General features: G+C 61.7%; 13 protein-coding genes. 6 read left to right on the top strand and 7 right to left on the bottom strand.

All coding sequences use genetic code 11. The features are described from left to right. The first annotated feature begins 239 nt into the window (after positions 1-239). On the top strand, positions 240-386 hold the full coding sequence (locus HBO05_RS16595; protein ID WP_169955542.1) for a hypothetical protein: 147 nt from the start codon (positions 240-242) through the stop codon (positions 384-386). 52 nt (positions 387-438) lie between these two features. Here HBO05_RS16595 and HBO05_RS16590 read toward each other — a convergent pair whose 3' ends face one another. Further along, positions 439-840 (bottom strand): VOC family protein, encoded by a 402-nt coding sequence (locus HBO05_RS16590; protein WP_170057675.1) that lies wholly within the window; start codon positions 838-840, stop codon positions 439-441. A 57-nt stretch (positions 841-897) separates the two neighbouring features. Continuing rightward, on the bottom strand, positions 898-1,104 hold the full coding sequence (locus HBO05_RS16585; RefSeq protein WP_178121219.1) for a hypothetical protein: 207 nt from the start codon (positions 1,102-1,104) through the stop codon (positions 898-900). 108 nt (positions 1,105-1,212) lie between these two features. Between HBO05_RS16585 and HBO05_RS16580 the strand changes: the two genes are divergently transcribed. Continuing rightward, positions 1,213-2,115 (top strand): LysR substrate-binding domain-containing protein, encoded by a 903-nt coding sequence (locus HBO05_RS16580; protein WP_169955544.1) that lies wholly within the window; start codon positions 1,213-1,215, stop codon positions 2,113-2,115. A gap of 10 nt (positions 2,116-2,125) precedes the next feature. Here HBO05_RS16580 and HBO05_RS16575 read toward each other — a convergent pair whose 3' ends face one another. The 4 genes from HBO05_RS16575 to HBO05_RS16560 form a co-directional block, all read right to left on the bottom strand. After that, positions 2,126-3,082: a LysR family transcriptional regulator gene (locus tag HBO05_RS16575; protein ID WP_169955545.1), complete on the bottom strand. Its 957-nt coding sequence runs from the start codon at positions 3,080-3,082 to the stop codon at positions 2,126-2,128. A gap of 137 nt (positions 3,083-3,219) precedes the next feature. Next, entirely contained in the window at positions 3,220-4,407 is a 1,188-nt protein-coding gene (locus tag HBO05_RS16570; RefSeq protein WP_172313399.1) for a cyanate transporter, read from the bottom strand. A 184-nt stretch (positions 4,408-4,591) separates the two neighbouring features. Next, a complete protein-coding gene (locus tag HBO05_RS16565; RefSeq protein WP_170043240.1) occupies positions 4,592-5,206 on the bottom strand; it encodes an NAD(P)-dependent oxidoreductase in 615 nt (204 codons plus the stop codon). A 34-nt stretch (positions 5,207-5,240) separates the two neighbouring features. After that, positions 5,241-6,107, bottom strand: coding sequence for an MBL fold metallo-hydrolase (locus tag HBO05_RS16560; protein WP_172313397.1), 867 nt, complete (start codon positions 6,105-6,107; stop codon positions 5,241-5,243). Between the two features lie 113 nt (positions 6,108-6,220). On the opposite strand from HBO05_RS16560, the gene HBO05_RS16555 reads away from it, so the two are divergent. Further along, positions 6,221-7,126 (top strand): LysR family transcriptional regulator, encoded by a 906-nt coding sequence (locus HBO05_RS16555; protein ID WP_172313395.1) that lies wholly within the window; start codon positions 6,221-6,223, stop codon positions 7,124-7,126. A 99-nt stretch (positions 7,127-7,225) separates the two neighbouring features. Beyond that, complete coding sequence (locus HBO05_RS16550; RefSeq protein ID WP_169955550.1) at positions 7,226-7,399, top strand: hypothetical protein; 174 nt, start codon at positions 7,226-7,228, stop codon at positions 7,397-7,399. Between the two features lie 59 nt (positions 7,400-7,458). Here HBO05_RS16550 and HBO05_RS16545 read toward each other — a convergent pair whose 3' ends face one another. Continuing rightward, positions 7,459-8,334, bottom strand: a complete 876-nt coding sequence (locus tag HBO05_RS16545) for a helix-turn-helix domain-containing protein (protein ID WP_170043243.1) — start codon at positions 8,332-8,334, stop codon at positions 7,459-7,461. 179 nt (positions 8,335-8,513) lie between these two features. On the opposite strand from HBO05_RS16545, the gene pobA reads away from it, so the two are divergent. Together pobA and HBO05_RS16535 are read left to right on the top strand one after the other, a co-directional pair. Continuing rightward, positions 8,514-9,707, top strand: coding sequence for a 4-hydroxybenzoate 3-monooxygenase (pobA, locus tag HBO05_RS16540; RefSeq protein WP_172313393.1), 1,194 nt, complete (start codon positions 8,514-8,516; stop codon positions 9,705-9,707). Positions 9,708-9,758: 51 nt separating this feature from the next. Next, positions 9,759-11,258 carry an MDR family MFS transporter gene (locus HBO05_RS16535; protein WP_346266492.1) on the top strand — a complete coding sequence of 500 codons (1,500 nt, stop codon included), beginning with the start codon at positions 9,759-9,761 and terminating at the stop codon, positions 11,256-11,258. Positions 11,259-11,287: the final 29 nt, after the last annotated feature.

Genomic DNA, 11,287 nt, shown 5'->3' with positions numbered 1-11,287 from the left:
CGAACTCAGCAGTGAAACGATGCATCGCCGATGGTAGTGTGGGGTTTCCCCATGTGAGAGTAGGTCATCGTCAAGATTAAATTCCGAAACCCCAATTGCGAAAGCAGTTGGGGTTTTGTTTTGGGCGATCGAAAACCCATAAGCCCGCAAGCAACTGGTCGCGCCCGCCAACTGCAACAAATGCGATTGCTGCTCTATGCTTAGTTGGCTTTACTCATTCTTAAGGACGGGAGGTAGGTATGACCACTGAACCTAAACCGCGCGATGACGCGGAGCAGGAGCGCGCCAGGCAGCGTCGCGAGGAAGAGAAGCCACAGACCTGGAAGCATCCGGATGACGGGACGGAGCTATCCGAACGCGATCAGGAACGCCCCCTGAAGCCATAACTGTAGGAACCGGCTTGCCCGCGATGGGCATAACGCTGACAGGCCCCCGCCGTCAAGCCGGCTCACAGGACATCGGCGTACACAACTCCACCAGCGTCCCATCCGGGCAGCGCACATAAGACACCACTTGGCCCCAGGGCTTGCTGCTCGGTGCTGATAGCTCGGTCGCACCTGCGGCCACAGCCTTGGCGTGGGCGGCCGGGACGTCATCGGTCACAAATCCCAGTTCCACACCCAGCGGTTGCTTAGAAGAATGAGCAGCGACGTGCCCACCCTTGAAATTCAACTCCCCCAGTTCATGCGCGGCGAAGGACAAGGTGGTGCCTGCGGTTTCCAGCTCGCCATAGGTCCCAGACTCATGCAGGAAGCGTCGACTGAAGCCGAAGGCCGTTTCAAAAAACTGCAGCGACGCGGCGACATCCGGGACGTAGACGATGGTGTAGGCGAATTTCATGGCTAAGCGCTCCGTGCTTGAAAAAGATGCCTATTAGAGGAAGTGCCAGCAGGCTCGTCAACCTGCCGATACCAGCAGCGCCGTGGGAAACCCCGACGCCAAGACCAGGTACGCCACGATGGCGGCCAGGCACAACCCGATAAATACCCGCAGCAGCGTCCTGGCGGTTGGATGGGCGATGAACCTGATACTCCAGATGCACAGCCCGGCCATCAGGATGGCCAGGGCAAGAATGACCAGCACGGGGATGTTCTCGGTTGCCATGGAAGCTGATTTATAGTCCCAAATACGTGGGTTGGATAGTCGGCGCATAGACGCAGGCCCCGCTGTGTTCCTAAACTGCCGACTGTCTTGGGCAGTGGGGCGCTTGCCATGAATCGCAATGAATTACGCAAGGCCGACATCAACCTGATGGTGGTCTTTGAAACACTGATGCTCGAGCGCAACGTAACGCGTGTGGCAGAGAAGCTGTTCCTTGGCCAGCCCACGGTCAGTTCGGCCCTCAACCGCCTGCGCACGCTGTTCAACGACCCGCTGTTTATCCGTGTCGGCCACCGCATGGAACCCACGGCGCGGGCCGAGGAGCTCATCCTGCATCTGTCGCCGGCCCTGGACTCGCTGTCGGCGGCGTTGAGTCTTACCCATGATTTCGACCCGTCTGTCAGTACCATGACCTTTCGTATCGGCCTGTCCGATGACGTCGAGTTCGGTCTGTTGCCACCGCTGTTGCGGGCCCTGCGCACCGAAGCACCGCAGGTGGTGTTTGTGGTGCAGCACGTCGATTACTGGCGGATTCCCGATTTGCTGGCCTCTGGCGATATCACCGTCGGCATCACCCAGACCCGTGGCCTGCCGGCCAATGCCAAGCGCAAACTGTTGCGCCACATCCGTCCCAGCGTGCTGCGCGCCGATGCCTCGGACCAGGCGCTGACCCTCGACGAATACTGCGCACGGCCCCATGTGCTGGTGTCTCACACCGCTAACGTCGCGGGGTTTGCCGATGAGTGGCTGGCGGAGATCGGTCGCAAGCGGCACGTGGTGTTATCCGTGCCGCAATACAGTTCCTTACCGGCATTACTGGCCGGCACCGATATGATCGCCAGCCTGCCAGACTACACGGCCCAAGCCATGGCGGCGGCGGGCAACCTGTTTTGTGAGCCGTTTCCGTTCGATACACCGACCCTGGACCTGTCCATGGTCTGGCTCAGCCACGTTGACAGCGACCCCGCCGAACGCTGGATGCGCTCGCGGCTGGAAGCGTTCATGGGGGCGTGAGCGCGGCAAGTTAGGCGTTTGCTTCTCTTGCCACGTCCACTTTGCAACTGGCCGCAACCGCCGCCACCTGCTCGCGAAACCACGCGTTGGCGCTTTCCTGCTCGCTGGCATCGTTCCACTGCATCTCCAGGGTAAACCCCGGCAGGCCGTTGGGGGCTTCGCAATGGCCGAACTGTGGTTCCACGGCCAGCAGTTGTTGCACGCGCCGGGGTAGGGTGACGATAAAGTCGGTGCCGGCAATCATCTTCAGCGCCGCGCTGTAGCTGTTGGCCCGGGCGATGACCTGGCGCTTGTGAGCCTGGCGGCTCAGCCAGCCGTCGATCATGTTGGTGTCCGAGGTCCAGGGCGTGGGGAACACATGGCGCCGGGCCACAAAGGACTGCAAGCTGAACGCCGGCTCCCGGGGGGCCGCACGCTTGTCGAAGACGCAGACCAGGTCGTCCTCCAGCAGCATCTGGGTCCTGAGGTCCTTGTGCTCACGGTGAAAGTGCGGGCCGAAGCAGATCACCAGGTCCAGGCGCCCGTCACGTAGCGCCTCGACAGGGATCTCGGTTTCCAGCTTCTGCACATTGACGATCACCGGCAGGTCGGCATGATCGAAGTGTTTCAACAATCTGGGCAGGATCAGTTGCTCGAAGTATTCGGGTGCGCAGAGGTTGAAGGTGACGGCTTTTTGCGTGGGATCGAACGTCTGCGCGCCCGCGTGGCACAGGTTGATGCTTTCGAGGATTTTCTGCACATGCCCGTACATGGTGCTGGCCTTGTAGGTTGGGCGCATGCCGGCACGGGTGTTGATAAACAGGTCGTCCTCAAAGCTGGTGCGCAGCTTTTTCAGGCTGTAACTGACCGTGGACTGGCTGACAAACAGGGTTTCGGACACATCGGTGACGCTGCTTTGCTCATACACAGCGATAAACACCATCAGATCCTGCATATCGAGCTTTCTAAGCAAGTTACTGTTTAGCATTCGTTCCGTCCGTGAGCCTGTTGCGCGACCGCAGCGCAAACAAGACAAAATGTTAACGGAACGCTCGTCCCAATAGAAAGGTCTGTCGGACCTTTCTATGTCCATTGTGGGACAGATACTGTTTGGAACACGACGCCCTAACGAATATGCCGTGCATAGTGGCGCGGGTCGAAGCGCAGGACTATCAGTAACATCACCCCCCCCACCGCGGTGAGTGACCACCAGGCCCATTCGAAGCTGCCCAGTTGGTCGCGGATCATCCCGGCAATCAGCGGCGACACCCCAGCGATCAGGTAGCCGATGCCTTGCACAAACGCCGTCAGGCCACCGGCGCGGCGCGGGTTGTCCAGGTGGTCGAGGGACAGGATCAGGCTCATCGGGAACAGCCCGCCAATGCCCAGGCCCAGCAGGCATGGCCACAGCAGTGCGAAGTGTTGCGGGGAAAGGATCAGGCCGCAGAAGCCGGCGATGATCAGCACCAGCAGCACGGCCACCACGCCGCGCTTGTCCTGGCGTCGGTTGGCGATAGCCGGGGTGATCAGTCCGGAGACCACTTCCATGGCCGTCAGGAAGCCCAGCAGCAGGCCGGCGTTCTGTTCGCTCCAGCCCTGCTCGACGTAGTACGGCGCCAGCCAAGCCAGTACACAGGTGTAGGACGCGGTACCGAGGCCGAAGAAAATCGCCAGCAACCACGCGCGGCGATTGCCGAAAAACGATTCCTGCGGGCCGCTGCCGGCTTGGGGCAGTGGTGGCAACGCGGCGCGCTGGGCATACCAGAACAGCAGCGCCAACACGGCAAGCACCGCCCAGATCGCCAAACCCATCCGCCAACTGCCAGTCTGTACCTGGATGAATGGCGAGAACGACGCCGCCAATGCCGCGCCGCCCATGATCGCGGTGACGTACAAGCCCATGAACAGCGAAACGTTGTCACTAAAGCGCGACTTGATCAGCGCCGGCATCAACGCCTGGATCAGGGCAATGCCCACGCCGGCGGCGATGGCGCTGAGGATCAACTCGGCGGCAGAGTCGAGAAACAGCCGCGACAAGGTGGCAATGCCAATCACCACCAGCGACAGGGCAATGCTGCGATGCTCGCCAAAGCGTTTGCCCAGGCCCATGCCGAAGAACATCGCCAAGCCCATCGCCATCACCGGCAACATGGTCAGTAACGAAGCAGTGCTGAAACTCAGCGGCACATCGCCGCGGATCGACGATAACAAAGGGCCGACCGCCGCCATGGACGGACGCAGATTGAGGGCCACCAGCACGACGCTGATTATCAGCCAGAGGGCGGTAGTGGGTTTTGCGTGGACGTTTTCCATGGGCGGGCCTTGAGCGGACAAGGTCGCCATTAGGCGACCGCGCGGGCCCGGCGGCAAATCAGAAAGTCGCAGGAGCTATTGAAAAACTACATCTGTAGGAGCCGGTTTGCCGGCGATAGTGGTCTGTCAGATAAGCCGCCATCGCCGCCATCGCCGGCAAGCCGGCTCCTACAGGGTTGTGGGCTTAGTAGCCCACGGTGAAACGCTGGCGCGAATGCTTGGGTGTTTCCACTTCGTCGATCAAGGCAATGGCGAAGTCGGCAAAGCTGATCCAACTGCGGTTCTCGCTGCTCACCAACAGGTCATCCTGGCCCAGGCGGAACTTACCGGTGCGCGCGGTCTCGACAAACTCTGCCGAGGGCGAAAGGAACGTCCAGTCCAGCTCCTTTTCCTGGCGCAAGGTGTCGAGGAACGCTGCGCCAGCACTGGCCTCGGCCTTGTATTCGGCAGGGAAGCCTTCGCTGTCGATGACCCGCCCGCCACCCGGCAGCAGCAGCGAACCCGCACCGCCCACCACCAGCAGGCGTTTCACGCCGGCCTGTTTGACCGGCCCGATCACCGCAGGCGCAGGCAGGGTGGCGAAGTGCGCGGCGCTGATCACCACGTCGCTGCCGCTGATGGCCTGTTGCAGGGCTTGGGCGTCCAGTGCGTCCACCTGTTTGACGGTCAGGCCGGGACGCGCGGCGATCGCGCCGGTGTTACGGGCAATGGCCGTGACGGTGTGGCCGCGACGCAGGGCTTCTTCCAGCAGTTGGCTACCGGCACGGCCGGTGGCACCAATGATTGCAATCTTGCTCATGACGTTCTCCAGTGTGGGTAAGGGTTGGATCAAATCACCACTTCATTTCGCCCTTGGCGACTTTGGCGCTCAGCTCCAGGGAGCTTTCATCGGCCAGGTTCGGGTAGCGTTTTTTCATGGCTGCGATCAGGGTCGAGGAATCCTTGGCCTTGGCGGTTTCTACATCGAAAGCCTTGATGTAGTCGGCCGTAAAGGCGACAGCTTTGACCGAAGGCGTGCCCAAGTAGTGGCCGGGAACCACGGTGACCGGCTTGAGTTTTTCGATACGTTGCAGGGTGCCCAACCAATCGGCATGGGACTGTGCGCCCTGGGTGTCGGCCATCCAAAGGTGGATGTTCTGCGAGACCACCACGCCGCCGACCACGGCCTTGATCGACGGGATCCACACAAAGCTGCGGTCCGGCTGCGGGCCGTCCAGGCCGATGACTTCCAGCGATTGCCCTTCGAGCGTCAGGCTATGGCCGTCGAGGACTTGGGGAATGAGGGTCTTGGCGGGTTTATCGGCGCCCATTTTCGGGCCCCAGTATTCAATCTTTCCGGCAACGGTGGCCTTGATATGCTCGACCACCCGTTGTGGCGCGACGATCTTGGCCTGTGGGAAAGCGCTGGCCAGGGTGTCGAGGCCGAAGTAGTAATCCGGGTCGCCATGGCTGATGTAAATGGTGGTCAGCTGTTTGCCGCTGGCGCGGATCTTCTGCACCAGTTGTTCGGCCTGGCTTTTGCCGAACTGCGCGTCCACCAGGATCGCGTCTTTCTCGCCGCTGACCAGCACCGAACTGACGGGGAAGATCGCCGATTCACCTGGGTTATACACCTCGAGGGTCAGGTCGGCGGCGACGGCGTGGGCGGCAAAGCCAAGAACGGTAGTGGCCAGTACAAAGCGCTTGAGGGTAGTGAGCATGTTCAAGTCCAGGTCAGGGATGCCTTGGCAGGCGATGGACAGAGCTTAGTTGCACTGAACGCAGCAAAAAATGCGATGCTTGGACATAGTTTGTTTCTAAAACCGGGCAAATCATGGATCGTCTTCAAGCAATGCGGGTGTTTGTCACCGTGGTCGACCTGGGCAGCCAATCGGCCGCCGCCGATCATCTGGACCTGTCGCGCCCAGTGGTGTCGCGCTATCTGGCGGAGCTGGAAGACTGGGTGGGCGCGCGCCTGATGCACCGCACTACGCGCAAGCTCAGCCTGACCGCCGCCGGCAGCGAGACCCTGCCGCGTTGCCGGCAGATGCTGGAACTGTCCTACGACATGCAGGCCGCCGTCAGCGAACCGGACGACGCCCCTCGCGGCCTGGTGCGCCTGAGCGTCAGCACCTCGTTTGGCCAGGCGCAGTTGGCCGAGGCCATTGCCGAGTACGTCAAGCGTTATCCGCTGGTCAGCATTGACCTGCAAATGCTCGACCGCACGGTAAACCTGGTGGATGAGCGCATCGACCTGGCGATCCGCACCAGCAACGACCTGGATCCCAATCTGATTGCGCGTCAGTTGACCGTGTGCCGCTCGGTGATCTGCGCGTCACCGGCCTATCTGCTGGAACACCCGCAGCCCCAGCGGGTAGAAGAGTTGGCGGAGCACAACTGCCTGACCCATTCCTACTTCGGCAAGAGCCTGTGGCACTTCGAGGAGAACGCTGAGCCCGTGTCGGTGCCGGTGCATGGCAATATCAGCGCCAATGAAGCCAGCACCTTGCTGCGGCTGACCCTGGCCGGGGCAGGGGTGGCGATGTTGCCGACCTATCAGGCCGGCGACTACATCCGCAGCGGCCAGTTGATCCGCCTGCTGCCCCATGCCGAACCGCGGCAGATGAACATGTATGCGGTGTATGCCTCGCGCAAGCACATGCCCCAGGCATTGCGCAGCCTTCTGGATTTCCTGGTCTTGAGGTTCCCGCCAGAGCCGCAATGGGACGTGGGGCTGTAAGCCCTATAAGGCGTCTGAATACCCGTCAATACTGGCAACTGGCCCTGGCTGGCCTATGCTCAATACAGCACCTTCTTGATCTGTCCGGAGGTTGATGCCATGACGATCAAAACCAGAAAGTACCTGACGATTTTTGCCCTCTGCGCCTTTGCCACGGCCCTCTATGGCACCGCAGCCTACCGCGCCGAACAGGCCCGCCTGCAACCCGGCATGGCTTCTGCCTGCAACCATGGGCAATGCACCTACTCGGCAACCCTGAGCGCACTGCGCTGACACGCAACCTGTTGCAGCAGCCGGCTTGCGGGCTCCTGCAACAGTGCGTGGGTGGTCGGTCAGTCCGCGTTCAGTTGTTCGCGAAATGCCTTGGGTGAAAACCCTACGCGCCTGCGAAACAATCGAGAAAAGTTCGTCGGGTCAGAGAACCCCAGTACGTCAGACATTTCATTAATGGTCATGCTCGTGTAGGTCAGCAGACGCTTGGCCTCCAGCAGTTGGCGGTCGTGCATGATCTGCAACGCCGGCTGCCCGCCCAGCTCGCGGCAGGTGCCGTTGAGGTGCGACACCGAGATCCCCAGCTTGTGCGCCAGGTCTTCGATCTTCGGGTGTTCGCGGTAGTGCTGCTCCACCAACTGGGTGAAGTGCCGGAAGTACTCGCGGCCCCGAGGTGCCCGTGGATGGCGGCGCTGGATGGCCTGGCGGCTGATCCACACCAGCAGCACGCTGACCAGCGCGTGCATCATCATGTCCCGGGCCGGGAAGTCGTCGGTGTATTCATTCTGCAAGCGGGTGAACAGGCTATTGAGGTAGTCACTGTCCTGGCCCGCCGGGTAGCTGCCCAGGGCGCTCAAGCCGTCTACCGCCGAGCCCAACTGGCCCTGCAGGTGCGCCACCAGCGGCGCGGCCAGTGTCACCACAAACCCTTCTACATCCTCGGCAAACCGAAACCCGTGCACACACAGCGGCGGCAGCACTTGCAGGGTCGATTCGGTCAGCGTCGTGCGCTGGCCCTCGATCTCCAATTGCGCCTGGCCCTTGTACACATAGAGCAATTGGCACAGGTCCGCATGCCGGTGGGGCTGGATCTCCCACTGGTACTCGCGGCTGCGCCGGGAGATGGTCTCGCAATGCAGCAAATCCGGAGTCGGCCACTGCTGGCTTTCTCCGTAGAGTTTGAACACTGGAATCGCGGGACTGGCATTTTTGGTCATGTTTTTATCCGATACTCAGGACAGTGGTTCGGTAATCGCCCCGATTGGCGAAAAGCGCAGGCTTTGGCTCAGTTTTCACCTTCTTGTGGGGCTCACTCAAGGGAAAAATGCCAGTACCAAAACCAATGACAACGCTTTCACCGATAACGTTCGGGGGAAGCCGGCGGGCCATAAAAATAATGAAAACCCTAAAAACTCAAGTCGCCATCATCGGCGCCGGTCCTTCGGGGCTGCTGCTCGGCCAATTGCTGCATAACGCGGGGATTGAAACCCTGATTGTTGAGCGCCAGGCCCCGGACTACGTTCTCGGGCGAATTCGCGCCGGAGTGCTGGAGCAAGGCATGGTCGACCTGTTGCGCCAGGCGGGTGTCAGCCAGCGGATGGACGCCGAGGGCCTGGTGCATGAAGGCTTCGAGCTGGCCCTCAATGGGCGCTTGCACCACATCGACCTGAAGACCCTGACCGGCGGCAAGACTGTGATGATCTACGGCCAGACCGAAGTCACCCGCGACCTGATGGCCGCCCGCGAACACGCCGGCGCGATCACCCTGTATGAAGCGCGCAATGTTCAGCCCCACGACCTTAAGGGCGAGCGGCCCTGGCTGACCTTCGAGCATCAAGGCCAGCAGGTGCGCCTGGACTGCGACTACATCGCCGGTTGCGACGGCTTCCATGGCGTGTCGCGCCAGTCGATCCCCGCCGATGTGCTCAAGACCTTCGAGCGGGTCTACCCGTTCGGCTGGTTGGGCATCCTTGCCGACACCCCGCCGGTCCACGGGGAACTGGTGTACGCCAAGCATTCGCGTGGCTTTGCCCTGTGCAGCATGCGTTCGCCCAGCCGCAGTCGCTATTACCTGCAGGTGCCGGCCGAGGAGTCGCTTGATGCATGGCCCGACCAGCGCTTCTGGGCGGAGCTCAAGGAGCGCTTGCCGGCGGATCTGGCAGCCAGCCTGGTGACCGGGCCTTCGATTGAAAAGAGCATCGCGCCGCTGCGCAGTTTCGTGGTGGAGCCGATGCAGTACGGGCGCCTGTTCCTGCTGGGGGACGCCGCCCATATCGTGCCGCCCACCGGCGCCAAGGGCCTGAACCTGGCGGCCAGTGACGTGAGCACCCTGTTCACCCTCTTGTGCAAGGTGTACCGGGAAGGGCGCGTGGAGCTGCTGGAGAAATACTCCCAGATCTGTTTGCGGCGGATCTGGAAGGCCGAGCGGTTTTCCTGGTGGATGACCTCGATGCTGCACCAGTTTCCCGAGGCGGATGGCTTCAGCCAACGGATTGCCCAGAGCGAGCTGGAGTACTTTGTCGAGTCGCAGGCTGGACGCGAAACCATTGCAGAAAATTACGTCGGGCTTCCTTACGAGGCTATCGAATAGCCGGCTATCGAGTAACATGGCGGGCATTGCCGCTTGCCTGCAGGTTCTGTCGTGACCCAATCCACACCCTCTGTACGCAGTGTCCTTGCGGCCCTGATGTTGGCGATTTTCCTCGGTGCGCTGGACCAGACCATCGTCGCCGTGTCGATGCCGGCCATTTCTGCGCAGTTCAACGACGTCAACCTGCTGGCCTGGGTCATCTCCGGCTACATGGTGGCGATGACCGTGGCGGTGCCGATCTACGGCAAACTTGGCGACCTGTATGGGCGGCGGCCGATGATGTTGATCGGCATGGGCCTGTTCACCGTGGCCTCGCTGTTTTGTGGCATGGCGCAAAGCATGGAGCAGTTGGTGCTGGCGCGGATCCTCCAGGGCATCGGCGCGGGCGGGATGATTTCGGTGAGCCAGGCGATCATCGGCGACATTATTCCGCCCCGCGAGCGTGGGCGTTACCAGGGTTACTTCAGCAGCATGTACGCCGTTGCCAGCGTGGCCGGGCCGGTGTTGGGCGGCTATATGACCGAGTACCTGTCGTGGCGCTGGGTATTTTTGATCAACCTGCCATTGGGCGCGGGCGCCTGGTGGGTCGCCCATCGCACGCTGGTGGGGCTGCCGGTGCCACAGCGCAAGCCGATCATCGATTACCTTGGCACGGTGCTGATGATCATCGGCCTGACCGCGCTGTTGCTGGGCATCACTGAAATCGGCCAGGGCCATCATTGGCGCGATGATCAAGTACTGGGCCTGCTGGCCTGTGCGCTGGTGGCGTTGACGGTGTTTGTCTGGCATGAGCGCCGGGCGCGGGAGCCGTTGTTGCCCATGCACCTGTTCGCCAACCGCAGCGCGGTGTTGTGCTGGTGTACGATTTTTTTCACCAGCTTCCAGGCCATCTCGCTGATCGTGCTGATGCCCCTGCGCTATCAGAGCGTCACGGGGGCCGGTGCCGACAGCGCCGCCTTGCACCTGCTGCCGCTGGCGATTGGCTTGCCCATGGGCGCGTTCTTTGCCGGGCGCATGACCTCAGTCACCGGCCGCTATAAACCGATGATCCTTACCGGTGCGCTGCTCACGCCGATTGCCATCCTCGGCATGGCCTTCAGCGCACCCCAGTCACTGATCCTCAGCAGCTTGTTCATGGTGCTCAGCGGCATTGCCTCGGGCATGCAGTTCCCGACTTCCCTGGTGGGCACGCAAAACTCGGTGGCGCAACACGACATCGGTGTCGCTACCAGCACCACCAACCTGTTTCGCTCCCTGGGGGGCGCGGTCGGCGTGGCGTGCATGTCGGCCTTGCTTTTGGCGTTGTTGCAGGACTCGAGTTTTGCCCACCTGGCCAGTGGCTCGATGATGGCCGAAGGCAGCTCCGGCAACGTGCTGCTCGATGGCCTCAACGCGGCTCCCGGCCCGGCGCAGGACGCGTTGCGTGGGGAGCTGTTGAGGACCTTCCGGCATTTGTTGATGATCAGCGCGGCGGTGTCGCTGCTGGGGCTGGCAGCGGCGATTGCAATGCCCAACCAGCTGTTGCGCGGGCGCGAAGACAAGGCCCGCTAGCGTAGGCGCCGGCCTGCTCCTACAAGGCG

The organism is Pseudomonas sp. WS 5079 (genome assembly GCF_012985465.1).
In the GTDB taxonomy this organism is placed as follows: Bacteria; Pseudomonadota; Gammaproteobacteria; order Pseudomonadales; family Pseudomonadaceae; genus Aquipseudomonas.
This window is presented reverse-complemented; position numbering and strand designations above follow the sequence as displayed.